General features: G+C 38.9%; 23 protein-coding genes. 10 read left to right on the top strand and 13 right to left on the bottom strand.

The window, feature by feature from the left end:
* The first annotated feature begins 17 nt into the window (after positions 1–17).
* Genes HDF25_RS09175 through HDF25_RS09165 form a run of 3 tightly spaced genes read left to right on the top strand, consistent with a single transcriptional unit; the run spans position 18 to position 2,881 of the window.
* Positions 18–1,067: a glycosyltransferase family 4 protein gene (locus HDF25_RS09175; RefSeq protein WP_184624442.1), complete on the top strand. Its 1,050-nt coding sequence runs from the start codon at positions 18–20 to the stop codon at positions 1,065–1,067.
* Positions 1,060–1,779: a glycosyltransferase gene (locus tag HDF25_RS09170; protein ID WP_184624441.1), complete on the top strand. Its 720-nt coding sequence runs from the start codon at positions 1,060–1,062 to the stop codon at positions 1,777–1,779. The genes HDF25_RS09175 and HDF25_RS09170 overlap by 8 nt, the downstream gene beginning before the upstream one ends.
* A complete protein-coding gene (locus HDF25_RS09165; protein WP_184624440.1) occupies positions 1,769–2,881 on the top strand; it encodes a glycosyltransferase family 4 protein in 1,113 nt (370 codons plus the stop codon). The genes HDF25_RS09170 and HDF25_RS09165 overlap by 11 nt, the downstream gene beginning before the upstream one ends.
* A 9-nt stretch (positions 2,882–2,890) precedes the next feature.
* Here HDF25_RS09165 and HDF25_RS09160 read toward each other — a convergent pair whose 3' ends face one another.
* The 6 genes from HDF25_RS09160 to HDF25_RS09135 form a co-directional block, all read right to left on the bottom strand.
* Positions 2,891–3,697 (bottom strand): class I SAM-dependent methyltransferase, encoded by an 807-nt coding sequence (locus tag HDF25_RS09160; protein ID WP_184624439.1) that lies wholly within the window; start codon positions 3,695–3,697, stop codon positions 2,891–2,893.
* A 15-nt stretch (positions 3,698–3,712) separates the two neighbouring features.
* Complete coding sequence (locus HDF25_RS09155) at positions 3,713–4,864, bottom strand: glycosyltransferase (RefSeq protein WP_184624438.1); 1,152 nt, start codon at positions 4,862–4,864, stop codon at positions 3,713–3,715.
* Positions 4,865–4,942: 78 nt separating this feature from the next.
* Positions 4,943–8,005 (bottom strand): translation initiation factor IF-2, encoded by a 3,063-nt coding sequence (gene infB / locus HDF25_RS09150; RefSeq protein ID WP_184624437.1) that lies wholly within the window; start codon positions 8,003–8,005, stop codon positions 4,943–4,945.
* Positions 8,006–8,159: 154 nt separating this feature from the next.
* A complete protein-coding gene (gene nusA / locus HDF25_RS09145) occupies positions 8,160–9,395 on the bottom strand; it encodes a transcription termination factor NusA (protein WP_041886225.1) in 1,236 nt (411 codons plus the stop codon).
* Between the two features lie 2 nt (positions 9,396–9,397).
* A complete protein-coding gene (gene rimP / locus HDF25_RS09140) occupies positions 9,398–9,862 on the bottom strand; it encodes a ribosome assembly cofactor RimP (RefSeq protein ID WP_184624436.1) in 465 nt (154 codons plus the stop codon).
* Between the two features lie 206 nt (positions 9,863–10,068).
* Positions 10,069–10,503 carry a hypothetical protein gene (locus HDF25_RS09135; protein ID WP_184624435.1) on the bottom strand — a complete coding sequence of 145 codons (435 nt, stop codon included), beginning with the start codon at positions 10,501–10,503 and terminating at the stop codon, positions 10,069–10,071.
* An 18-nt stretch (positions 10,504–10,521) separates the two neighbouring features.
* Here HDF25_RS09135 and HDF25_RS09130 point away from each other — a divergent pair, with 18 nt between their 5' ends.
* Entirely contained in the window at positions 10,522–10,869 is a 348-nt protein-coding gene (locus HDF25_RS09130) for a phage holin family protein (RefSeq protein ID WP_184624434.1), read from the top strand.
* Between the two features lie 87 nt (positions 10,870–10,956).
* Here HDF25_RS09130 and HDF25_RS09125 read toward each other — a convergent pair whose 3' ends face one another.
* The 5 genes from HDF25_RS09125 to panC form a co-directional block, all read right to left on the bottom strand.
* Entirely contained in the window at positions 10,957–11,919 is a 963-nt protein-coding gene (locus HDF25_RS09125; protein WP_184624433.1) for a hypothetical protein, read from the bottom strand.
* A 2-nt stretch (positions 11,920–11,921) separates the two neighbouring features.
* Positions 11,922–12,242 carry a hypothetical protein gene (locus HDF25_RS09120; protein WP_221450881.1) on the bottom strand — a complete coding sequence of 107 codons (321 nt, stop codon included), beginning with the start codon at positions 12,240–12,242 and terminating at the stop codon, positions 11,922–11,924.
* A 662-nt stretch (positions 12,243–12,904) separates the two neighbouring features.
* A complete protein-coding gene (locus HDF25_RS09115; protein ID WP_184624431.1) occupies positions 12,905–14,044 on the bottom strand; it encodes an acyl-CoA dehydrogenase in 1,140 nt (379 codons plus the stop codon).
* A gap of 102 nt (positions 14,045–14,146) precedes the next feature.
* Positions 14,147–14,497 (bottom strand): aspartate 1-decarboxylase, encoded by a 351-nt coding sequence (panD, locus tag HDF25_RS09110; protein ID WP_111635459.1) that lies wholly within the window; start codon positions 14,495–14,497, stop codon positions 14,147–14,149.
* A 44-nt stretch (positions 14,498–14,541) separates the two neighbouring features.
* Positions 14,542–15,408 (bottom strand): pantoate--beta-alanine ligase, encoded by an 867-nt coding sequence (gene panC, locus HDF25_RS09105; protein ID WP_317618193.1) that lies wholly within the window; start codon positions 15,406–15,408, stop codon positions 14,542–14,544.
* 125 nt (positions 15,409–15,533) lie between these two features.
* Here panC and HDF25_RS09100 point away from each other — a divergent pair, with 125 nt between their 5' ends.
* Both HDF25_RS09100 and HDF25_RS09095 read left to right on the top strand, forming a co-directional pair.
* Positions 15,534–16,358 (top strand): glycogen/starch synthase, encoded by an 825-nt coding sequence (locus tag HDF25_RS09100; protein ID WP_260409346.1) that lies wholly within the window; start codon positions 15,534–15,536, stop codon positions 16,356–16,358.
* 23 nt (positions 16,359–16,381) lie between these two features.
* Positions 16,382–17,866, top strand: coding sequence for a DUF4270 domain-containing protein (locus HDF25_RS09095; RefSeq protein WP_184624429.1), 1,485 nt, complete (start codon positions 16,382–16,384; stop codon positions 17,864–17,866).
* 76 nt (positions 17,867–17,942) lie between these two features.
* Here HDF25_RS09095 and HDF25_RS09090 read toward each other — a convergent pair whose 3' ends face one another.
* Complete coding sequence (locus HDF25_RS09090; protein ID WP_184624428.1) at positions 17,943–18,368, bottom strand: single-stranded DNA-binding protein; 426 nt, start codon at positions 18,366–18,368, stop codon at positions 17,943–17,945.
* A 14-nt stretch (positions 18,369–18,382) separates the two neighbouring features.
* Positions 18,383–19,435 carry an A/G-specific adenine glycosylase gene (gene mutY / locus HDF25_RS09085; protein WP_184624427.1) on the bottom strand — a complete coding sequence of 351 codons (1,053 nt, stop codon included), beginning with the start codon at positions 19,433–19,435 and terminating at the stop codon, positions 18,383–18,385.
* Between the two features lie 260 nt (positions 19,436–19,695).
* On the opposite strand from mutY, the gene HDF25_RS09080 reads away from it, so the two are divergent.
* The 4 genes from HDF25_RS09080 (at position 19,696) to radA (ending at position 24,160) form a co-directional block, all read left to right on the top strand.
* Positions 19,696–19,998, top strand: coding sequence for an HU family DNA-binding protein (locus HDF25_RS09080; protein WP_041883022.1), 303 nt, complete (start codon positions 19,696–19,698; stop codon positions 19,996–19,998).
* 7 nt (positions 19,999–20,005) lie between these two features.
* A complete protein-coding gene (locus tag HDF25_RS09075; protein WP_184624426.1) occupies positions 20,006–20,869 on the top strand; it encodes a tetratricopeptide repeat protein in 864 nt (287 codons plus the stop codon).
* Between the two features lie 255 nt (positions 20,870–21,124).
* Positions 21,125–22,675, top strand: a complete 1,551-nt coding sequence (locus tag HDF25_RS09070; protein WP_184624425.1) for a ribonuclease E/G — start codon at positions 21,125–21,127, stop codon at positions 22,673–22,675.
* A 108-nt stretch (positions 22,676–22,783) separates the two neighbouring features.
* Entirely contained in the window at positions 22,784–24,160 is a 1,377-nt protein-coding gene (gene radA / locus HDF25_RS09065; RefSeq protein WP_184624424.1) for a DNA repair protein RadA, read from the top strand.
* The last annotated feature ends 17 nt before the right edge of the window (positions 24,161–24,177 follow it).

Here is a 24,177-nt window from a genome sequence, read left to right as displayed (position 1 = left end):
AAAAAACATATATACTGATGAAAATTGCTTTTGACTGTGAGCGGATGAAATATCCTCATACTGGTTTGTTCGAATATTGCCGTCAGCTTGGACTGGCCTTAAAAGCAACGTCGGATCCTGCCGATAAGGTTACCTATTACATCAGAAAAGGGGACAAACAGTTCTTCAGCAATGAAGACACCTTTTTAGAACAACACACCCTGCATAAGTTCATTTTTCCGTGGTATAAAAACCTGGATTTATGGCACATTACGCATCAGACCTCTATGTATGTTCCATTAAGTCGTAAGATAAAAAAGGTAATGACCATCCATGACCTGAATTTTCTGTATGAAGAAAAGTCCGAAAACAAACGCCGGAACCTATTAAAGAAACACCAGAGAAACATAGACAGGGTTGATCATATCGTAGCCATTTCCGAATTTACCAAACAAGATATTCTCCGTAATCTGGAGGTTGGAAATAAGCCCGTTACAGTAATCTATAATGGCTGTACTGAAGAAGAGTTTCCAAATGCTGAAAAACCGGCTTACATCCCTTCTTCCCCCTTTCTTTTGGGATTGGGCACGGTGAACCCAAAGAAAAACTTTCATGTTTTAATCCCACTTCTGGTGAACAATAATTATGAATTAATTATTGCCGGAAATAATGATACTAACTACAAGGACAAAATAATGTCCGAAGCAGACAGATACCAGGTAACAGACAGGGTAAAGATCATCGGTTCAGTTTCTGATCAGGACAAATCCTGGTATTTAAAAAACTGTGAGGCTTTCTTATTTCCTTCTATTGCAGAAGGATTTGGTATTCCTCCAATAGAAGCCATGCGATTTGGAAAACCAACCTTTCTGTCCAATTCGACCTCATTGCCGGAAATAGGTGGGACAGCTGCCTACTATTTTAATGATTATGAGCCTGCCAGTATGCAAAAAGTATTCACTGATGGGATGAATGACTATCTTCAACGTAAACCAGCAGCAGAAATCATCAGACACGCTCAGCAATTTAATTGGGAGAACAGTGCCAGGGCTTACTGGGAAGTATACAAGAGTACATTAAATGGATAAGAAGATAGTATCAGTAGTTATTGTGACCTACAATGCTGAAAAGACACTTCAGCATTGCCTTGACAGCATTTATAATCAAGCCAGTAAAGCGATCGAAATCATTGTCATTGACGGGGCAAGTAAAGACCGGACAGTTGCTATACTAGAAGAAAACACAGCTAAGCTGGATTACTGGAAAAGTGAAAAAGATGCTGGTATATATGATGCTATGAATAAGGCCCTGGAATTTGTGACTACCGACCGGGTATTTTTTCTTGGTGCAGATGACCATCTTCTTCCTGACTTTTCTGCCATGCTACAGGTATTGCATGATCCAAAAGCAATTTATTATGCAAATGTAGTTTATAAAAAAGCCAGACATTCAGGATACATCACTCCTTATTACCAGGCCAAATCGGGCATTTTCCATCAGTCTATCATCTACCCTGTAACTGTATTTAAGAAATATAAATACAATGTGAATTACAGAATAGCGGCAGATTATGCTTTAAACATGAAGTGTTATCAAGATCCGGAATTTCATTTTAAATATGTCGATTATACCATAACTGAATATAACGATACAGGCATATCGTCGAATACCATAGATAAAGAGTTTGAAAAAGATAAGAGTAAACTTATTTTTGATAATTTCGGATTAAAAATATGGCTGCGTTACCAATTTCGTCAATTTAAGTCCAGACTCCGTTCACAAAAGATTAATGATGATTAAACTTCTTATAGATTATCAAACGTTTATACTTCAATCTTACGGTGGAATTTCTCGTTATTTTGCCAATATACATCATGCCGCCCAGGCTAGAGAAGATATAGAATCCAGAGTTGGCCTGTTATATACACGTAATTACTATCTGAAGGATTATCCTTCACCATTAAATAACGCATTAGGCCAATGCCTGATGAAGAAACAATCCAGGTATCATTCCTGGAATAAAGCTTACTCCAGACACCTGATCAGCAAAAACGACTATACAGTACTTCATCCCAGCTATTATAACCCATACTATATAAAATACGCCAAAAAACCAGTCGTAATTACCGTTCATGACATGATTCATGAGCGCCTGCCCGAATATTTCGACCCAGGTGATTTTTATGTGAGATTTAAAAGGCTCTGCATAGAAAATGCAGCACATATCATAGCTATTTCGGAAACCACTAAAAGAGATTTACAAGAAATACTTCAGGTTGAAGAAAGCAGGATAACTGTTGTTCACCATGGTTACCAGATGAGTCCGGACTTAGCTGGTCAGCACGAAGAAGTCAATGTTCGGAAACCGGATAGCAACTATCTTCTCTTTGTCGGTGACAGGAAAGGTTACAAGAATTTCCCGATCTTTCTGACCGCAGTCAGCGAATTATTAAAGACTGATCAAACATTGAAATTAATATGCGCGGGCGGAGGTCCCTTCAGGGAAGCAGAGCAGGAGATGCTGATGCGTCTGAAAGTCAAAGACAAAGTAATTCAGGTCAGTCCAACAGATAATGAGCTGAAAAGTCTCTATCAGCATGCCATAGCTTTTATTTTTCCCTCTCTTTATGAAGGATTCGGATTACCCATTCTGGAATCTTTCAAAAACAATTGCCCGGTAATCGCAAGTAACAATGCCTGTTTTAAGGAAATCGGAGAAGATGCAATAGCTTATTTTGACCCGCATGACCAGCATAGCATTGCAGCCACAATTAAGGAGGTAATGACTAACGAGCCCTTCAAAGAAAAGCTCATTAGCAACGGCAGAAAGCAACTGGAAAAGTTTTCCATGGAACTTTGTATGGAAAAAACAATGGCTGTTTACAGGAAGGTCTCAGGATAAACCCCATCCTTATTTCAGCTTTTTCAGGATCATATCAAAGTCCTTTAACAGCAAACTTTCTCTTTCAATAGTACGGCGATCATACCGGCTGAGCTTTCTTCTCAACGACCTGATCAGATACGGTTCTTTACTATTTTTAAATGGATCAAAAGACAGTTTTGCTTTAGTAAACAAATGCGTGCTTATCCCATCAGAATAGAAATGGAATCCTAATTTTTTTGCAATAGCATCCAGTGAAGACTTCGTATGCAAAGCAATATGCTGACCTGTTTCAGGGACGAAATACCACCAGTCAGCAACATCTTTCAGATTAGCAGGCTGCAATTCTGTAGTAAAAAGAATATTATCTCCGAATTCAGCGATAGCTTTTATTCCTTCCAGTGGACTGGCCATATGTTCAAACACCTCAAAAGCAGTTACCAGTTCAAAGTTTTTCTGCTGTGAACAATCAGAAAGGTCGAAATACTCAGCAAAGATATTCTGACAGTATATATCAGAATGATAAAAATCATATCCTTTATCCCGCATCATCCGCGTGAACATCCCGTAACCACCAGCATAATCCAAAAACTTTTTACCCCCTTCAAAACAGGAAGATATAATTCTTAAAGTTCTGTTTCTAAGCATTTCATTTCTGGATACCAGGCCCACGTCAAGTTTCGTTATAGCGGACGAATAAGCCTCTTCCAGCCAGTAAGGTTCTTCCGTCTGGATAAATCCGGTTTCAACACATTTATAATAAGTAACCGTGTATTTATTTAATACTTTAGTTGTGAACAGGACCTCGGTAGGTCCCCCGGTTATTTTACTATACATATAATCAGTTTCATCTTAAAATTTACTCAATTCAGTAGCTAATATCCCCTTTAAACTCTTCTTTACCTCTATGGCAGAAAAGTGCTCCAGCGTATAGGATTTAACCGCATTAGAGTAAGCTAAATAAGTCGAATCATCCAGTTGCATCAATTCATTAATTGTTTCATTCAGACAATCAGAATCTAACGAGGGTAATTCAAATATAAATTTTTCCTGAGGAAAACCACAATACTTCCCTACTATCGGAATCAATCCGGCAGACATAGGTTCGATTGTTCCTCCCGGAAGTCCGTCGATATAACTTGGAGCGATAGAGTAAGTACAATTCTCAATAATATGCATCATCTCTTCCGAATCCATCCGGATATTTTTATAAAGGAATACGTTAGTCTGTTCTTTTAATACATCCGAATAATAATCCTCCAGAACTTCATTGATTGAAGGTACGACAACATAAAAGTTAAGGTCCTTTCTTAATCTAGCCATCTCCATCACCAGATGAAACCCCTTGGTGATCAGCTTTCCTCCGCTCAAAAACAGAAAATTAGAATTGCGGTTTTCTATACTTTTTGGTTTATAACCGGCAAACGTACCCAGGATATTATTATTTAATGAATAAACCTTATTCTTAAATCTTGACCGATAATCTGACAGGACATTCCCATGAGCCAGAATAACTACAAAATCAGCATTAAAGTGCGAATAATAACAATTTTCATCGAGCACATTTGCTTCATTTGACAGCCACAAACCCGATAATTTATAAAAATCACCGATGCTTTTCAAACTCATCTCATTGTGCAGGTAGTGATGCGCTCCGGTAACAAAATGGATCCTGGGGATACTTCTGTCTGCACTATAAAATGAATGCTCCAGGTTCCGCCCCATGCCAAATATGACTGCGTATTCGTCATAGTTTAAAATCACATCTGAATTAAAATAATCTACGATATCTACATTATAACCTTCTTCTGAAAAGCATTCTGCAACGATATGAGATGTTACATAGTTCTGGTGGGTAAATTGATTTGCATTCAGGAACGGCGACCTTATATAAGAGATCAGTACCTTCCTGTCAAATCCTGTCAGATACAGATTTGTAATCAGTCCTCTGTTTTTTTTTAACTTCCTCTTGAATATTCCTCTGAAGGTCTTTTTAAGATTCATACTAAGTTAAGTGTCAATATAAAAAAAAAGGAGCTGTCAATATGCTTGAACAACTCCTGTTTAATAAGTATGTAGTGATTACAGTTTTCTCTTAACCTCTACCTGTTCGTAAGCCTCTACGATATCCCCAACTTCAATATTATTAAAGTTATGAATATTCAGACCACATTCGTAACCTCTTGCTACTTCTTTAACATCATCTTTATAACGTTTCAATGAAGCCAGTTCACCTGTGTAAACTACTACCCCATCTCTTACGATACGGATTTTACTATTACGTGTAATTGTACCATCCAATACCATACAACCTGCAATGGTTCCGACTTTAGTGATTTTGAAAGTATCTCTGATCTCTACGTTTGCAGTAATTTTCTCCTGGAACTCAGGAGCAAGCATACCTTCCATCGCAGCTTTGATCTCATTGATCGCATCATAGATGATAGAATACAAACGGATATCGATTTGTTCAGCTTCAGCAAGTTTTCTTGCACCTGAAGAAGGACGAACCTGGAAACCAATGATGATCGCATCAGAAGCCGAAGCTAACAATACATCAGATTCTGAAATCTGACCTACTGCTTTACTGATGATATTGATCTGAATTTCTTCAGTAGACAGTTTCAGTAATGAATCCGCTAAGGCTTCAATTGAACCATCCACGTCACCTTTAACAATCAGGTTCAGCTCTTTAAAGTTACCAATCGCTAAACGACGGCCAATCTCATCAAGTGTAATATGTTTTTGTGTTCTCAAGCCCTGCTCACGCATCAATTGTAAACGTTTGTTTGCAATTTCTCTGGCTTCAGATTCATTCTCTACTGCGTTGAACTTATCACCTGCTGTAGGTGCACCCTGCATACCCAATACCTGTACCGGTACTGATGGGCCTGCCTGCTCTACTTTTTGTCCGCGTTCGTTAAATAATGCTTTTACACGACCACTGTAGCTACCTGCAAGAATCGGATCTCCGACTTTCAATGTACCAGCCTGAACCAGTACAGTAGTTACAATACCACGTCCTTTATCTAAAGTCGCTTCAATTACACTTCCTGTAGCACGTTTATTAGGGTTAGCCGTTAATTCTAACAACTCAGCTTCTAATAATACTTTATCTAACAGTAAATCTACATTCAAACCGCTTTTACCTGAAATCTCCTGTGACTGGAATTTACCACCCCAATCTTCTACCAGGATATTCATGATAGATAACTGCTCACGGATTTTGTCAGAGTTAGCACCCGGTTTATCAATTTTTGTGAAGGCGAATACCAAAGGAACACCAGCTGCCTGCGCATGACTGATTGCTTCTTTAGTCTGAGGCATCACTGCATCATCCGCTGCAACCACAATAATTGCAATATCTGCTACTTTCGCACCACGTGCACGCATCGCTGTAAAGGCTTCGTGACCCGGTGTATCTAAGAACGTAACTTTTTTACCAGTAGCAGTAGTTACCATATAAGCACCAATGTGCTGGGTAATACCACCCGCTTCACCTGCTACAACATTTGCTTTACGGATATAATCCAGCAATGATGTCTTACCATGATCGACGTGACCCATGATAGTAACAACCGGGGCTCTTGGTTCTAAATCTTCAGGATTATCTGATTCTTCAATAATGCTGTCACCTTCATCATCCGGTTTAACGAATTGTATTTCGTAACCAAACTCATCAGCAACAATTGTTAATGTCTCTGCATCCAAACGCTGGTTGATCGAAACGAACATACCCAGACTCATACAAGTACCAATAATTTTGGTAACCGGTACATCCATCATGCTGGCCAGCTCATTTGCCGTTACAAATTCTGTAACTTTCAATACTTTAGACTGTAGTTCCTGTTCCATTGCAGCTTCTTCGGCTGAAAGAGCTACATCATCACGTTTACCACGACGAAGTTTCGCACGTTGTGCAAATTTACCTGACTTACCGGCTCCGCTTAAACGTGCAAGCGTTGCTTTAATCTGGTCTTGTATTTCTTTTTCCGTAGGTTCTTCTTTAGATCCGCCAGTTCCTCCTGGTTTGCTGTTTCTAAAGTTCGGCCTGTTGGCTGTATTATTTGTATTGTTCCTGAAATCAGGTCTGTTGGTAAAAGTCGGTGCGCCGGCAGGTCTTGCAGGAGCAGGAGTGTTACCACCACCTCCCTGTTGACCAGGTGTTGAAGGATTACCTCCTCCAGACGACTGATTTTGCTGTCCAGGTGCACCCGGAGTCTTTTTACGCTTGCGTTTCCTTTTCGCATCGTTACTGTCAGCTGAAGAAGCGACAGGTTGTGATTTACGTTCAGGTGTTGTCGGCAAGACAATTTTACCAATAATATTTGGTCCGGAAAGTTTTACCGAACGTGCTTTGATAACCTCAACTTCGTCAGGTTTATCAGCTTTTGGTGCAACTACTTCTTTAACCGGCTCTGCTTTAACAACAGGTGATTCCACAGGTTTTGGTTTTTCTTCTTTAACTTCTTCCACAGGTTTAACTACTTCAGGTTTAATTTCAACAGGTTTAGCCACAATAGGTTTTTCTACCGGCTTAACTTCCTCCTGAACTACCTTAGGTGCTTCCGGGATAATCGCTGCTGGCTCTGGTTTCTCAACTGGAGCAGGCGGTACTACAACCGGAGCTTCAGCTTTAACAACCTCAGGAGCGGGAAGTTCTTCTTTTTTAGTAGGACGGGTCTTAGAGTTTAAATCGTCAAGATTAATTTTCCCTACAATTTTAACACCTTTTAATGTTCCTTCTTCAACCTTTTCAGCCTCCTTTTCTACTTCCTTCTCAGGAGCAGCACTCTCTTCTTTCGGTTTTTCAACTACAGGAGGAGTATAGGAATGAAGGTTCTTGATTAAGATTCCTTCGCTTTCAAATTCAACATTTTTTCTAGGTGCATCAGCAACTTTATCAGTTACTTCAGGCTCATCACGACGAATTTTACCTATAACAATTTGATTGGCTTCTTCTTTTACGATTTTATCTCCCTGAAACTCCTTTAATAATGCATTATACATATCACGAGAGAGTTTTGTAGTGGGTTTATTCTCTACAGAAAAGCCTTTCTTTTCCAAAAACTCAACGGCCGTAGCTATCCCTACGTTAAGTTCCTTAACTGCTTTGAATAAAATTATTGGTTTGTCGTCTGACATTGATTATCCTATTTTTTTCTTAATTCTTATACAAAAGTAACGTTTATTCTTGTTTTTTCATCCGTATATATTGTTTTTTAACGGTTATGAACCTATAATGAACTTATAATCCCTTAATCAGGTCTGCATTCATTCTATTTCATCAAGTTAACGCTTATTCAAATTCTGACTGTAAGATACTGATAACTTCTTTAATTGTTTCTTCTTCCAGATCAGTTCTTTTCACTAATTCATCAACAGATAGTGCAAGTACACTTCTCGCTGTGTCACAACCAATTGCTTTCAATTCGTCAATGATCCAGCTATCTATTTCATCCGAGAATTCTTCGATATCCACATCTTCATCTTCTTCTCCAGCTTCACGATAAACATCTATCTCATAACCAGTTAATTTACCGGCAAGCTTAATATTATGTCCTCCGCGACCGATAGCCAGAGAGACCTGATCAGGCTTCAGATAAACTGATGCATGTTTAGTCACATCATCCAGTTTGATCGAAGTAATTTTTGCAGGACTCAAAGCCCTTGTGATATATAAAGAGATATTATTAGTGAAATTAATAACATCAATATTCTCGTTTTTAAGTTCCCTTACGATTCCATGAATACGTGAACCTTTCATTCCGACACAAGCACCCACCGGGTCAATTCTGTCATCATAAGATTCTACTGCCACTTTAGCACGTTCTCCTGGTTCGCGAACGATTTTCTTGATCGTAATTAAACCATCAAAGATCTCAGGAACCTCAATTTCAAATAAACGCTGTAAAAACTCAGGAGCAATTCTCGAAATAATGATTTTCGGAGTACTGTTCATCATATCTACCTTCAGGATTACTGCACGGACAGTATCACCTTTTTTGAAATAATCAGCTGGTATCTGTTCTGTTTTAGGCATGATCAACTCATTTCCTTCATCATCCAGTACAAGCGTTTCTTTTTTCCAAACCTGGTAAACTTCTCCCGTTACAATTTCTCCAACCCTGTCTTTATATTTTTTAAAGATTTCGTCCTTCTCCAGTTCAAGAACTTTAGATACCAGGGTCTGACGTGCAGCTAAAATAGCTCTTCTGCCAAAACTCTCTAAAGTAATCTGCTCTATGTAGTCGTCACCAACTTCCATATCTGCATCCAATTGTTTAACCTCAGCCAGTTCGATTTCCAGATCATCATCTTCAGAAAAGCCATCTTCCATAACTTTTCTTGTACGCCAGATCTCTAAATCACCATTATCAGGGTTAACAATTACATCACAATTCTCATCAGTACCATATTTCTTACGCAGCATACTGCGAAATACCTCTTCCAGCACACTGATCACCGTAGGACGGTCGATGTTCTTGAACTCTTTGAATTCTTGAAATGAATCGATTAAATTAATATTGCTCATTTTTATTTAAATGAAATTAAAACCTTTGTTTCTATTATATTATTAAAGTCCAGACTGGTTTCAACCAATTGTGCTTTCTTTCCTTTTTCTTTTACTTTCGCTGCTATAGTAATTGTATGTTCATCCATAGACAGTAACTCTCCTTCTTTAATTTCACCACCGGTGATTTTAACACTCAAATCACGCCCGATGTTTTTCGCATACTGTCTTTTCAGTTTCAAAGGTTCGCCAACACCAGGAGAAGAAACCTCGAGATTGTATGCTTTTTCTATAGTATTTTCTTCTTCCAGATGAAAACCAACATGTCTGCTGATCGCTGCACAATCCTGAATACTGATCCCTTCATCACCATCTACATGAATGATCAATTTATTGCTGGGTAACAACTTCACCTCAACCAGAAATAACTCCGGTCTGTCCGAAATTTTTTCCTCTACTAATTCTATTACTCTCTTCTCTACTTGCATAAACCAATTTGCGGGTAAAAGAAAAGAGGGGACCTCTGCCCCCTCTTGCCCTCTATAACAGTGCAAAGGTAGGCAATTTATTTCAAAAATAAAAACAATTACAGCTTGATAAATCCACCAGCCAATCCATCATTCAATTTAAAAAAATTAAATAACAGCCTGAAACAGAATTAAGAAAAAAAATTAACGGCCTGAAATCTGATGATTTATCGCTTCAAAACAGCCTGCTGAGGTTCTATACGATGATTTAGCTGTCCACTCAACACTTTTTCTGTATTTGCAAACCCACTGTTCATATAAGAGAAAACTACATAATGTTTTCCCCGAACAAATGATTTTAAAGGTTTAAAAACTAATGTACTGTCCGTAACCATCAGTTTACCTGGCACTTCATGCTCCTTCTCTGTAGAATCTTCATCATCGGAAGTTTCCAAAACAGAGATTAAATCTGTATAAGCCGTATCAACATGGGGCCTGTTCCGGATCTGCAGTAAGCCGGCCCGGTCAATGACAGAAAATACGATTGCAGTACTATCCGTAGAAAACCGGATAGAAAGTGGCTTATTATTTGCTGATGAACATGACATTAAACAGGCCGCCAGCAACAATACCGGAGGTAATTTTGATAAACAACTATACATTTTTTAAAACTAAACATTATGAAACTTATTATTGAAATTTTATTGATGGGTCTTGCCATGCTGCTTGGATCGTATCTTGTTCCCGGGGTTCATCTCAACGGATTCGGGACTGCCATTATTGCGGCTGTTCTGATTGCACTGGCCAATGCAACTATCGGATTCATTCTCAGACTACTTACTTTTCCAATTAACTTTCTGACATTAGGATTGATGTCTTTTATTATCACTGTACTGATGATTCTATTAGTATCCCGGATGATGTCAGGATTCGCAGTGTCAGGTTTTTTTGCAGCAGCGTTCCTGGCCATTGTCGTAGCAATTATCAAATCTCTGTTTGGCGCAATTGCCGGAACCAACAGTAATTAACAATACAAGGAAACCGATAGAACGTCCTGTAGGTAATAATTCCAGACATTCTATCGGTTTTGAAATTTTTTAGTTTATAAATAATTATTATGGAGCCAATCTACCGCGATGAGAACTAACTTGATTATTTGATCCTGCATCTGCTAGTACATAAGCCATCGTCACAATTGGAGATATCTTATACGTGAAGTAAAAAACTAAGTTACCGTCATCCTGAAGTGCATAGTAAGCATTATCACCGATTAGTTCTCCATTATTAGCGCACCTCCCACTAGCCCAATTTGCACCAGTATCATACCCTAGCTCCCTGTACATCACAAGATTACCATCTGTTTGAAAAAACAAAGACTTAGCAGGAACCGGGCTAGTATTATTTGTAGCACTATCCCAAACAGCGACACCGTCAGTACGATACACTACAAGATTACCATCGGTTTGTATTGTAAGATAGTATTTACCATTAGGAGAGTATACATTTTGTCCAACGGTTAACATAGGTGTAACGTTATTTGGATAAAATTTCGTACTTGGCATACTAGTAAGTTGAGCTGTGCTTAAAACATACTTTTTCATACTGGCAGGTAGGCCTGATAAAGATGTAGTGACCCTATATTTTGTTTTCGAATATTCAGTAACAGTCTTTTGCTCCTTTGTGCTATAATATACAAATCTTAATGAGATCTCACCGTAAGTTTGTAAAACAGGAAGTGATCCTTCAATATCAGTCTTGGCTAGTGCAATCCCCGGTCTGCCATCTTGAACCCAATCAACATTACTGATATTCTTTACTTTTGATATTTCCTGGTAACCACCCCCAATAAACATAACAACCGTTACAGCACATGTTCCATCCTCTAACAAACTTGACCCTGGCGCAAAACCCCTTGCAGCAGAAAATCCAAAATTAAATTTCCCTCCTGTATTCGGATTAAAATACAATAATCCACCATCCAAATTTTCATTTGCTATTACAAATTGAGTAAGCTGGACATCAGCTCTTACAGAAAAAAAACTCACTACTAACACTGCAAATAATATTATTCTTTTCATATCTACAGATTTTTGTTCTCAAATTTAAGTTTGTATTCATTAGCCCTATTGTACTGAACAGAAATAGTATCTTTGTTAAACTCATATCCTCTTATCAGATAGCTATTTTTGAGTTTATCAAATTTGATTTCTTCAGAATTTACTCCAAGCGTATTTGCCAGATAATTTAAAACTTTTTGATTTGATTCCTTATCTGCACTAAGTTTTGCAGGAATTGTAATTTTCTGATCCACTTTTCCCTCTTTCTTACACCCTGATAAGGCGAGTACAAAAGCGAACGACAGAGTCGCTAATTTTAACGTCATAATGAGTTTATTTTTCATTTTTTTATCTTTTCGCAAAAGTAACTAATAAAAAGAAAAAAAAACACCCCCTTAAAATTAATGCACCTCAAATAAAATCTCAATGATAGTGCTCAAAAAAACACAATCAAACTATAAATCCATCCCGATCTGAAACAAAAAAAAGTCCCCCAGACAACTGGAGGGCATTCAAAAGTCTGTGTAGTTAAATTGCAAAAATGTGGTAGTTCAAGATTTATGAACTATCACATTTTCTATGACTTGTATGAAGCTTCTTTAGCCGAGATTTCATGTAACCAATTTTAAAAACGTCACTTTCAATTATTACTTAATCGCTTATTTTCAGGGTGCTTTTTCAGTGCCCACAAAATATCGGCACCTCTTTTTTATTGGACATTATTCATTTACTGTTCAAAAATGATTCGAGTACCATTCGTGAGGAGATCATATTCAGAACACCCTTAGAACATGGCAGGTCCATGCTTTTCAACTAGTTAAAATACATGGACCTGCCACGCACTAACAACGAGTCAATACTGGTTCAGTCACGACTAGCACCCGACTACTACCCGACCACAACCCCAACAGATTAGCAACCATCTCTGCTTGGTTAAAAGCAACAATAAAAAGGGGGGCTTTAAAAGCCCCCCTTTTTTATTTATATATCTATCAAAAAAATGATCTTATCTGAGTATTTCTCTTGAAATGACCATTTGCTGGATTTCGGAGGTCCCCTCATAGATTTGCGTAATTTTAGCATCCCGCATTAAACGTTCAACATGGTATTCTTTAACAAAACCATATCCTCCATGCACCTGCACAGCTTCAACCGTCACATCCATCGCTACCTTAGACGCATAAAGCTTAGCCATTGAACCTGCAAGTGTATATGGTAATCCCTGATCTTTCAACCAGGCTGCCTTATAAACCAGTAATCTTGCCGCTTCAATTTTCGTAGCCATATCTGCCAGTTTGAAGGCAATCGCCTGGTGTTCAGCAATTGGCTTCCCAAATGATTTACGTTGTTTAGCATAGTCCAACGCCAGTTCATATGCACCAGCTGCAATACCTAATGCCTGAGCTGCAATACCGATACGTCCGCCCTCAAGGGTTTTCATTGCAAATTTGAATCCGAAACCATCTTCTCCGATCCTGTTTTCTTTAGGAACCTTAACGTCATTAAACATCAGAGAATGTGTATCAGATCCACGGATTCCCATTTTATTTTCTTTCGGTCCTATTGTAAAACCTTCCATACCCTTTTCAACTATGAAGGCATTAATTCCTTTATGTTTAAGCGCAGGGTGCGTCTGGGCAATAACCAGATAAGTAGAAGCAGTACTACCATTGGTAATCCAGTTCTTGGTTCCGTTCAGCAAATAATAGTCACCTTTATCCTCAGCCGTAGTTTGCTGAGAAGTCGCATCCGAACCAGCTTCCGGTTCAGAAAGACAAAATGCACCGATCTGCTGACCTGACGCTAAAGGCTTAAGGTATTTTTCCTTTTGAAATTCAGAGCCATAAGCCTCTAAACCGTAACATACCAAAGAATTATTAACTGAAACCACAACCGAAGCCGAAGCATCAATCTTAGAAAGTTCCTCCATAACCAGTACGTAGGATAGCGCATCCAATCCGCTTCCGCCGAACTTTTCTGAAACCATCATTCCCAAAAAACCCAGTTCGCCAAGTTTTTTCACCTGCTCAGCAGGAAACTTTTGATGTTCATCTCTTTCAATCACACCAGGCTTTAATTCACTCTGCGCAAAATCCCTCGCAGCCTGCTGGATCATCAATTGTTCTTCACTTAATTGAAATAGCATAATAATTATTTTTGTAAAGTTACTTTTTGCCAAATTTAGTATTTCCAATCGAAAATTACTATGGCTGCATAGTATCTTTACAAAAAATATTCAGACAGGCTCTTATTTCAACAGATGATTGTTATCATCCGGAAAGACCAGAATTGGTTTATACAATTTAGCTTCCTCTATCGGAAGGGATCCGTAGGATATAATAATTAAAGTATCTCCAACCTGCACCTGTCTTGCAGCTGCACCATTCAGACATACTGTTCCTTTACCGCGTTCACCTTTAATCACATAGGTTTCAAATCTTGCCCCATTATTATTATTGACAATTTGCACCTTTTCATTAGCAATGATATTCGCGGCATCCATCAGGTCTTCATCGATAGTGATGCTGCCTACATAGTTTAATTCCGCCTGTGTCACCCTGACACGGTGTATTTTCGATTTTAATATCTCGATAATCATGCTGTAAAGTTAGATAATATTATATTGATTCATTGTAATTCATGTCAGTTCAGCATCATGTTATCGATCAGCCTGGTTTCACCAACTTTTGCGGCAACCAGCGCGACCACATGCTGCGCATTCTTATTTGTTTCCGGGAGAAGAGTTTCACCGTTAGCAATCGTAAAGTAGTCAAGCTCAACACCTTCCACCTGCTGAATGATCGTTTTAGCCTTTTGAAGAAGATTTTCAATACTGTCCGTCTGAAAATGCGCTTTCACATAAGACAATGCCTTACTGAGTACAAGTGCGTGCTCATGTTCCGCGGCAGAAAGATGGATATTTCTGGAACTCATTGCCAGTCCATCTTCTTCCCTGATAATGGGACAGGATATGATTTCAACGGGTAAATTAAAATGAGCAACCATATTGCGGATCATCAGCACCTGCTGAAAGTCTTTCTGACCAAAAAAAGCAAGATCCGGATCTACTGCATCAAAAAGTTTTTTAACAATCTGAGTCACGCCCTGATAATGCCCCCTTCTGAATTCACCTTCCAGTAAAAATTCGGCAGGACCTAAATCGATATGCCAGTTTTCCGGTACGGGATACATTTCCTTAACTGAAGGCATGAACACGAAATCACAGCCCGCCTCTTCCAGCATTTCAATATCATGCTGCAGGGGCCTGGGATATCTTTCCAGGTCTTTAGGATCAGTAAACTGTGTGGGATTCACGAAAATGCTGCATACTACGATATCAGCATGTTGCTGCGCAATTTTAACAAGAGAGACATGTCCTTTGTGCAAAGCGCCCATTGTAGGCACTAAAGCAATTTTTTGTTGAGCCAGTTTTCGTGGCTGCAGCAAGCTATTTAATCCTGCTATTGTATTTATAACTTCCAAACCCGGTTGTAAAATTTCAAAGTCCAAAGTTGGGTAATTATATAATCCCAACAAAACATCTCGGCAAGATATTGATAAATTTGAATAAATTGCTTACCTTTGCCCCTTGATTATCTTTTCTTTAACATAAATATTTATTCACAAATATGGAGATGGCAAAAACGAAGCTACTGATTGTTACACACGAGATGTCGCCTTTCCTGGAACTCACCAAAATTTCAGAGATTACCCGCCAACTGCCTCAGGCAATGCAAGAAAAAGGATTTGAGATCCGTATTCTTATGCCGAGGTTCGGAAACATCAATGAACGGAGGAACAGGCTGCACGAAGTTATTCGTTTATCTGGGATGAACATCATGATTGATGACAATGACAACCCTTTAATTATCAAAGTCGCATCAATTCCAGCAGCCCGTATGCAGGTTTACTTCCTGGACAATGAAGATTATTTCCAGCGCAAGTATGTATTCAGAGATAAAGAAAATAAGTTTTATGCAGATAACGACGAAAGAACGATTTTCTTTTGTAAAGGTGCATTAGAAACTGTTAAAAAGTTAGGCTGGGCACCGGATATCGTGCATTGCCATGGCTGGATGACTGCACTGGTTCCTGCATATATCAAGACTTCTTACAAGAACGACCCTACATTTAAGAATTCAAAAGTAGTTTACTCTGTATATGAGAACTGCTTTACAGAATCTTTACATGCCGATATGCATAAAAAGGCCGTGATGAACAACATGACAGCTGATGACACTAAAGTTTTTGAAAACGCAGACAGCAACACATTACATATTGGTGCAATCACCTATTCTGATGCCGTTGTTTTAGCCGATGAGAAAATTGATGCTCATGTGTTAAAATTTGTTAAAGATTCAAATAAGCCAACTTTAGCCTTTAATTTAACCGAAAATTTCGAGAACTTCTATTCTTTATATGAGGAAATCTCGAATGATGAATTGGTTTCAATAGCTTAAACTCAGGTATTATTAAATTAAATATGAAATTTTCAAAACTAGACTTATTGACCCTGTTAATAAGTCTTTTTCTTTTCTCGTCTTGTAAAAACTCCAGTACGATTGGTTTAGATATTGATCCTAATAATGCGATCAAAGGGATACTGATTGACACCGTCACGGTTACTTCCAGAACACTGGCTGATGATCCTGTGACTACATACCCCACTGGTGTAGCCAATGTTTCTTCGGCCGGCCTGATCCGTTACCCTTTAGGACAAATGACTGATCCTGTATTCGGATCAACAGTTGCCAGCCTGGCTCTATCGTTAAACCTTCCGGGTAGTGTGTATTATGCTTTCGGTAAAAACGCAGTTATTGACTCGGCAGTTTTAGTTATGCCTTATCAGATTGTACCGGCAACTTCATCAAGTATTGCTGCTGGTGTAAGTCTTTTCTCGCCTTTCTACGGAGATAGCACCTCAGTGTTTAACTTCAATGTAAGCCAGTTAAATCAAAACCTGTCGACTCAGACTTCATGGTTAAGCAATGTAACTTATGCTTCAACCGATCAGCTTGGATCCATGACAGCAGGTGTAAAACCAAACACCACCACAAAAGTGATCAGTATAGTTACAGGTGGCCCGGATACAGCGATTACAGTAGTTCCCCAGATAAGGATCAGACTGAATCCAAGTATGATCCAGAACAAAATCATAAATCTGGATTCTGTCACACTCAGCACGAATGCCAACCTGAATGCTGCATTTAAAGGCCTCAAAGTAACCGCAAGCAGTACTTCCAAAAATGGCGGAATGATGTTCCTTGATTTTAAAGGCGCAAACTCCAACCTGGAAATCTATTACAAAAGACAAAACGCAACAACTGCAACATTAAGAGATACTGTAGTCGCTAAATTCCCGATCAATGCCGGAACTAATCCGATTGCGGCGACTGTAGCACACGATTATACAAATACTCAGATTGCAGCGCAGATTAAAACTCCTGCAGACTATCCTGTAACTTACTTACAGGCTATGAGCGGGGTTAAGAACAAGATAACGTTCCCCTATCTTAAAAACCTGCTGACTTCAATCGGTTCTAAAATTGTAATTAACAAAGCCGAACTGGTTATTGATATTAACGATCCGACAGACTCTATTCCATTCAAAATACCACCGAGACTGGCACTGTACAGATACGACATTGCAAACCAGAGACAGCAGTTACCAGACAACAACCCGGCTTCATCATCGAACCCGTCTGGCGATCCACGTGCAGCACTTCCATTCGGAGGCTATTATGACCCGACCAAAAAGAGCTACACTTTCAACATTACCAATTATGTGCAGGATATTGTTAGTGGTAAAACAGTGGATTACGGAACTTACCTGGCACCAACTGCAGCCAGTGAATTTAACCTGTTCGATTATCCGACCTCAGGAGGAAGAGCGGTCATCGGCTCATTTAACAATCCAAACAACAGGAAAATAAGGCTAAACATCTATTACATCAAAAGCACAAACTAGCTTTAACAGGATGATATAAACAAAACGGGCTGTCCAAATGGACAGCCCGTTTTGTTTATAAAGAGATCCCGGCTGTTTAAAAAGGGAGATCTCCTGAGATGCCATCTGCATCGAGGTAATCATTTTCACTTTTAGGCGTACCGCCTGTGCTCACCGGTGTATTCTCAAAATCACTTTTCCTGCCAAGGATGGTGAAATTTTCAGCGACTACTTCGGTTACATATTTTTTTATCTTCTCCCTGTCTTCAAATGAGCGTGTACGTAGTTTTCCCTCAATATAAACGAGTTTCCCCTTTTGTAAGTACTTTGATGCCACTTCAGCCAGTCCTCTCCACAGCACAATATTATGCCATTCTGTTTGCTCAATTCGTTTTCCGTCTTTATTATAGGTTTCTGACGTTGCTAAAGGAAAGCTGGCAACCGTAACACCACCATCTAAGTGCCGGACTTCAGGATCCTTCCCTAAATGTCCTACTAAAATTACTTTGTTAATACCTGACATGAATTTGGAGTTTACTATTTGTTAAAATAGAAGTTAATAAATTTGGTTAGAATTTTTGGTTGCGGCAGTTGATCCAAATCGGCCCATGAGACCCAATTGGCTTCTGCGTTAACATTAAAGTTAATGATATAATTATCTAAAGCAAAAAACTGAACATATATAATTTGGTGTGTCAGTAAATGTTTCATTTGCATCAGCGGACGGATAACCACATCCGGTCCGAAACGCTGTTTAACTTCTATGGAAAACTCTTCACCAGCTGTTTCCGGCGCCACCAGTGTTTCAATTCTTGGGAAATCATATAAATGCTGCCATATATCCTCCTTAATTCTTTTATTGACCAGGACACAATCTTCTGCCTGGCAAATGAAATAATTAATATATCTGGTTTTAACCTTTACCGTTTTAAGCTTAACCGGCAGTACATCGATCAGGTTATTGTGCTTTGCATAACAAGAGCCTGCAATGGGGCAAATCCCGCAATCCGGAGATTTCGGTTTACATTGCAGCGCCCCAAATTCCATGATCGCCTGGTTGTATAATGCCGGATCATCCACATGCATAATTAATGACTGTGCCAGTTCTGAAAACTGTTTTTTGCCAGCCCCGTTATTGATGGGCGTATCGATTCCGAAATACCGCGACAATACCCGGAATACATTCCCATCCAGCACCGCTTTAGCTTCCCCAGAAGAAAAAGAAGAGATTGCGGCAGCAGTATATTCACCAACACCTTTAAGCTTAACCAGCTCGCTATAACTCACAGGAAATACACCTTCGTATAACTCCTGGATCTGTTTTGCAGTGAACAGCATATTCCTCCCACGGGAATAATAACCGAGTCCCTGCCAGAGCTTCAGAATTTGTGTTTCTGATGCTGCCGCAAAGTCTGATACCGTAGGGTAAGCTTCCAGAAAACGATTGAAATAAGGTAGTCCCTGCTCTACTCTGGTCTGCTGTAAAATTATCTCTGAGAGCCAGATAATGTATGCATCTTGTGTATCTCTCCAGGGGAGGTTTCTTTTGTTGATCAGATACCATCCGATTAGCTCTTGCTGAAATGCCATAACCCCAAAAATACGAGTAATCCAGTATTTTGCAGATTTATAAATTATAATTTTTTAAGGCGCAAAATTTACCAATGTATATTTTGTTATACCCTGTAGAAATACCCCGATCACACCATGATTATATAAAACTTGCAATTCCCTGATACTATTTGAGATAAATAATTGATCTTTTATTTTCCTATCTCATTAAAAAGCAATACTTTTGCAACCCCAAATCACTTATAATATTAAACACACAACAATTAATAATAGAAAATATGACTAAGGCAGATATTATTTCAGAAATATCAACGAAAACAGGAATTGAAAAGGTAGATGTACAGGAAACCGTTGAGGCGTTTTTCAAAGTAATCAAAAGCAGCATGATCGGTGGCGAAAATGTCTATGTTAGGGGTTTTGGAAGTTTTGTTGTTAAAAAGAGAGCACAAAAAACTGCAAGAAATATTTCAAAAAACACTGCAATTATTATTCCAGAGCATTTTGTTCCAAGTTTCAAACCAGCAAAAGTTTTTGTTGATAAAGTAAAGAACAATTCTAAAAAACTAAGCGTAGAAGCTTAATCTGCTTATGATGAACACTATCCGGTCTAAACAAACATTAATTATAGCCGCAGTAATCCTGCTAGCCGTATTTTTGTTTACAAGAGATATTAAAGGTTTAGTGAAGCCGAAGAAAGAGACAACTGGCGTTCCTGCCGGTGGACAACTGACTTCAGCAGGCAGTACAATTAATTTGACAGAGGTTTCGACCGCTGCAAAAAATTCAATTAATGCAAACTTAGCTGCAGAAATCACTACATTGGAAAATGCATATAAAACTGCATCGGAAGATCAGAAAGTGAACGCAGCAAAAGTTCTTGCAGAAAAATGGGATGATGTTGAGCAGGCTGTTCCAAGCGCGTTATATCTGGAAATCATAGCTGGCAAGGAGCGTAACCTGAATAACTGGTTAGCTGCTGGCGGCAGACTGATGAAAGCTTTTGACAACTCACAAGATAGTTTAATCTCTCCTGTGCTGTTACAGAAAGCCAATGCAGCTTATACGAATGCTGTAGCGCTGGACTCAACAAATCTTGAAGCTAAGACAGGCTTAGGAGTTACCATTGTTAATGGAATGGGAGCCCCGATGTCAGGAATAGCGATGTTACTGGATGTTGTTAAGAAAGATCCGAAGAACCTGAAAGCAAACATGAGCTTAGGAACTTTTGCGATAAAATCCGGACAATTTGACAAGGCAATCACCAGGTTCAATGATATCATTGCAACCAAGCCTTCACCAGATGCTTATTTCTATCTGGCTACAGCTTATGAAAACCTGGGCAAAAACAAGGAAGCTGTTGAAGCTTACTTAAACAGTAAAAAACTAGCAGCGAATCCAACTTTATCTAACTTTATAGATAAAAAAGTGGCTGAGCTGAAAAACAAAAACTAATAAACAGATTTATAAAAATATTTAAACCTTACAATTATGCCAAGCGGTAAAAAAAGAAAAAGACATAAAATGGCCACCCACAAACGTAAAAAACGTTTAAGAAAAAACAGACATAAGAAAAAATAGAATTTTTCTCCACGATCAACGAACAATAGATACTAGGAATCATCTTAGTATCTATTGTTCGTTGATCTGTTTTTTTTATATTCAGTCCATGTGTTTAATAAGGGATTTATCCCTTTAAATGTATAGCTTTTGGTAAAGGAATTAATTATCGATTCATCTCCCACGGGGGTAACCATAGCTTTGATTGAAGATAAACAACTTGTAGAACTTCATAAAGAACACGTCAACACGAATTACGCCGTAGGCGATATTTATTTAGGCCGCATAAAAAAGATTATGCCGGGGCTAAATGCTGCGTTTGTTGATGTAGGTTATGAGAAAGATGCTTTTTTGCATTATTTCGATCTTGGTCCGCAAGTTCAATCTTTATTAAAGCTTACAAAAATTAAGCGGAATGGCACTGTTAGTGGGACATTATTAGACAATTTAAAGCTTGAAGCCGATATTAATAAGGCTGGCAAAATTTCTGAGGTTGTTTCCAAAAACATGCTTATACCTGTTCAAATAGCTAAAGAGCCTATTTCAACGAAAGGACCGCGTCTAAGCTCTGATCTTTCTATTGCAGGACGGTACATTGTATTGGTCCCGTTTTCTAATGTAATTTCAATCTCTAAAAAAATTAAGAGTAATACTGAACGTAATCGTTTAAAAAAGATTATTGAAAGTATTAAACCCAAAAATTTTGGTGTTATCATCAGAACCGTCTCTGAAGGTAAAGGGGTTGAAGAACTGCAAAAAGACTTATTGGATTCTGTCTCTAAATGGGAGAGTTTCATTAAAAAACTACCGGAGGCCGAGCCCTCTAAACGTGTCTGGGGAGAAATGGACAGGACGTCAACGTTAATTCGTGACATCTTAAGTACAGACTTCACTAACGTTTACGTAAATGACACAGGTCTGTTTGAAGACATCCGTTCTTACGTACATGAAATTTCTCCGGAAATGGAGAAAATAGTAAAACCATACAAACACAAAGAGCCAATTTTCGAACACTTCGGGATCGAAAAGCAAATTAAGAATGGCTTTGGTAAAACAGTAAATCTTGCTGGTGGTGCTTATCTTGTTGTTGAACACACAGAAGCGCTGCACGTAATCGATGTCAATAGTGGTAACAGAACTGCTAACAAAGAGAATCAGGAAGAGAATGCCTTACAGGTAAACAAAGAAGCCGCAAAAGAGATTGCCAGACAACTCAGACTTCGTGATATGGGCGGTATTGTGGTCATCGATTTTATCGATATGCACAAACCGGTTAACCGTAAAATGTTGTTTGACTACCTGCGTGAACTGATGCTGCTGGACCGTGCTAAACACACTATTCTGCCACCAAGTAAATTTGGCCTGGTACAAATTACACGTCAGCGTGTTCGTCCTGAGATGAATATCGTGACCAGTGAAGTTTGCCCTATGTGTCATGGAACTGGTGAAATTAAAGCAAGTATTGTTTTAATGGACGATATTGAAAGTAATATGAACTACATCCTGCGTGAGCAGAATGAAAAAAATATTACACTTTGTGTACATCCGTATATAGAGGCCTTTATCAAAAAAGGTATTTACTCCCTGCAATGGAAGTGGTTCTTTAAATTCGGACAGAAAATTAAAGTGAAGGCGGTTCCGTCTTACTTATTAACAGAGTTTCATTTTATCTCTTCTAAAGACGAAGAAATAAAACTGTAAATCTCGTGTTCAAAACATAATAGAAAAGCCTGGTAACTAAAATTACCGGGCTTTTCTATTTAATATCGGTCTAATAACGTTAAATTCGTTTTTTAAATCTCAAATCAATTGGCTAAAACTAAATCAGCATATTTTTGTCAGAGTTGTGGATACGAATCAGCCAAATGGCTTGGTAAATGTCCATCCTGTAATTCATGGAATACTTTTGTAGAAGAAGTAATCGAAAAAGCAGGTGCCAGTGTACCTGCATGGCAAACGAGCGGCTCGACCAAAAGGTCAAACAAACCCAATAAGATTACCAGCATCGCTTTTAGCGAAGAGAACAAAATTTCGACGAATGACCTGGAACTGGACCGCGTACTAGGCGGCGGACTGGTAGCTGGTTCGGTTGTCCTGATTGGCGGTGAACCTGGAATAGGTAAATCGACGCTGATGTTGCAGCTTGCACTAAACATCGCAGGCAAAAAAGTGCTGTATGTTTCGGGAGAAGAGAGTGAACAGCAAATCAAGATGCGGGCCGAAAGAATAACCAATATCCCTACTGCTGATTGTTATATTCTTACGGAAACTTCAACACAAAATATATTCAAGCAGATAGAGATCCTGGAACCGGATATTATTATAGTAGATTCTATACAGACGCTCCATTCCGCACATATTGAATCTACTCCCGGCAGTGTATCACAGGTCAGGGAATGTACAGCGGAATTATTACGTTTCGCTAAAGAAACCAATACACCGGTATTTCTGATCGGCCATATTACGAAGGACGGAGCGATAGCAGGTCCTAAAATACTGGAACATATGGTGGATACGGTATTACAGTTTGAAGGGGACAGGCATCATGTTTACAGAATACTCCGTTCTATCAAAAACAGGTTTGGGGCAGCTGCAGAGCTAGGTATTTATGCGATGCACAGCGGTGGCTTAAGACAGGTTTCCAATCCTTCGGAGATTCTTTTATCTCAAAGGGATGAAGAACTGAGCGGGATTGCAATTGCAGCAACTTTAGAAGGCGCCAGACCAATGTTAATTGAGACCCAGGCTTTGGTGAGTACTGCGGCTTATGGAACGCCGCAGCGATCAGCTACAGGCTTTGACACCAGACGCATGAATATGCTGCTTGCCGTACTCGAAAAACGCTGTGGTTTTAGGTTAAGTACCAGAGATGTATTTTTGAATATTGCAGGAGGGATAAAGGTAGAAGATCCGGCTATTGATCTGGCTATCCTGGCTGCGATTATCTCTTCACATGAAGACATATTCATTTCCTCTAAAATCTGCTTTGCGGCAGAGGTCGGGTTATCAGGTGAAATCAGGGCTGTAAACCGGGTTGAACAGCGGATTGCAGAAGCTGATAAGTTAGGATTTGAAAGGATATTTGTTTCCAGTTATAATCTTAAGGGGCTGGTTACTGATAAGTATAAAATTGAGATTACAGGTGTGAATAAGATAGAAGACGTTTTTTCTTTGTTATTCGGGTAAGAAACAGGTCTCAGATT

Source organism: Pedobacter cryoconitis, from assembly GCF_014207135.1.
Lineage (GTDB): Bacteria > Bacteroidota > Bacteroidia > Sphingobacteriales > Sphingobacteriaceae > Pedobacter > Pedobacter cryoconitis_D.
The sequence above is the reverse complement of the archived record's forward strand: the minus strand, read 5'-3'. Positions and strand labels throughout refer to the sequence as shown.

What these genes read in the sequence shown, in the direction of transcription:
- HDF25_RS09130 (WP_184624434.1), top strand. Translation starts at nt 10,522, where the DNA reads ATGAAACTTATTATTGAAATTTTATTGATGGGTCTTGCCATGCTGCTT.
- HDF25_RS09135 (WP_184624435.1), bottom strand. Translation starts at nt 10,503, where the DNA reads ATGTATAGTTGTTTATCAAAATTACCTCCGGTATTGTTGCTGGCGGCC.
- HDF25_RS09115 (WP_184624431.1), bottom strand. Translation starts at nt 14,044, where the DNA reads ATGCTATTTCAATTAAGTGAAGAACAATTGATGATCCAGCAGGCTGCG.
- HDF25_RS09095 (WP_184624429.1), top strand. Translation starts at nt 16,382, where the DNA reads ATGAAATTTTCAAAACTAGACTTATTGACCCTGTTAATAAGTCTTTTT.
- rimP (WP_184624436.1), bottom strand. Translation starts at nt 9,862, where the DNA reads ATGCAAGTAGAGAAGAGAGTAATAGAATTAGTAGAGGAAAAAATTTCG.
- HDF25_RS09120 (WP_221450881.1), bottom strand. Translation starts at nt 12,242, where the DNA reads ATGAAAAATAAACTCATTATGACGTTAAAATTAGCGACTCTGTCGTTC.
- HDF25_RS09160 (WP_184624439.1), bottom strand. Translation starts at nt 3,697, where the DNA reads ATGTATAGTAAAATAACCGGGGGACCTACCGAGGTCCTGTTCACAACT.
- mutY (WP_184624427.1), bottom strand. Translation starts at nt 19,435, where the DNA reads ATGGCATTTCAGCAAGAGCTAATCGGATGGTATCTGATCAACAAAAGA.
- HDF25_RS09170 (WP_184624441.1), top strand. Translation starts at nt 1,060, where the DNA reads ATGGATAAGAAGATAGTATCAGTAGTTATTGTGACCTACAATGCTGAA.
- HDF25_RS09100 (WP_260409346.1), top strand. Translation starts at nt 15,534, where the DNA reads ATGGCAAAAACGAAGCTACTGATTGTTACACACGAGATGTCGCCTTTC.
- HDF25_RS09090 (WP_184624428.1), bottom strand. Translation starts at nt 18,368, where the DNA reads ATGTCAGGTATTAACAAAGTAATTTTAGTAGGACATTTAGGGAAGGAT.
- HDF25_RS09165 (WP_184624440.1), top strand. Translation starts at nt 1,769, where the DNA reads ATGATGATTAAACTTCTTATAGATTATCAAACGTTTATACTTCAATCT.
- HDF25_RS09075 (WP_184624426.1), top strand. Translation starts at nt 20,006, where the DNA reads ATGATGAACACTATCCGGTCTAAACAAACATTAATTATAGCCGCAGTA.
- HDF25_RS09125 (WP_184624433.1), bottom strand. Translation starts at nt 11,919, where the DNA reads ATGAAAAGAATAATATTATTTGCAGTGTTAGTAGTGAGTTTTTTTTCT.
- HDF25_RS09155 (WP_184624438.1), bottom strand. Translation starts at nt 4,864, where the DNA reads ATGAATCTTAAAAAGACCTTCAGAGGAATATTCAAGAGGAAGTTAAAA.
- panD (WP_111635459.1), bottom strand. Translation starts at nt 14,497, where the DNA reads ATGATTATCGAGATATTAAAATCGAAAATACACCGTGTCAGGGTGACA.
- HDF25_RS09175 (WP_184624442.1), top strand. Translation starts at nt 18, where the DNA reads ATGAAAATTGCTTTTGACTGTGAGCGGATGAAATATCCTCATACTGGT.
- infB (WP_184624437.1), bottom strand. Translation starts at nt 8,005, where the DNA reads ATGTCAGACGACAAACCAATAATTTTATTCAAAGCAGTTAAGGAACTT.
- nusA (WP_041886225.1), bottom strand. Translation starts at nt 9,395, where the DNA reads ATGAGCAATATTAATTTAATCGATTCATTTCAAGAATTCAAAGAGTTC.
- HDF25_RS09080 (WP_041883022.1), top strand. Translation starts at nt 19,696, where the DNA reads ATGACTAAGGCAGATATTATTTCAGAAATATCAACGAAAACAGGAATT.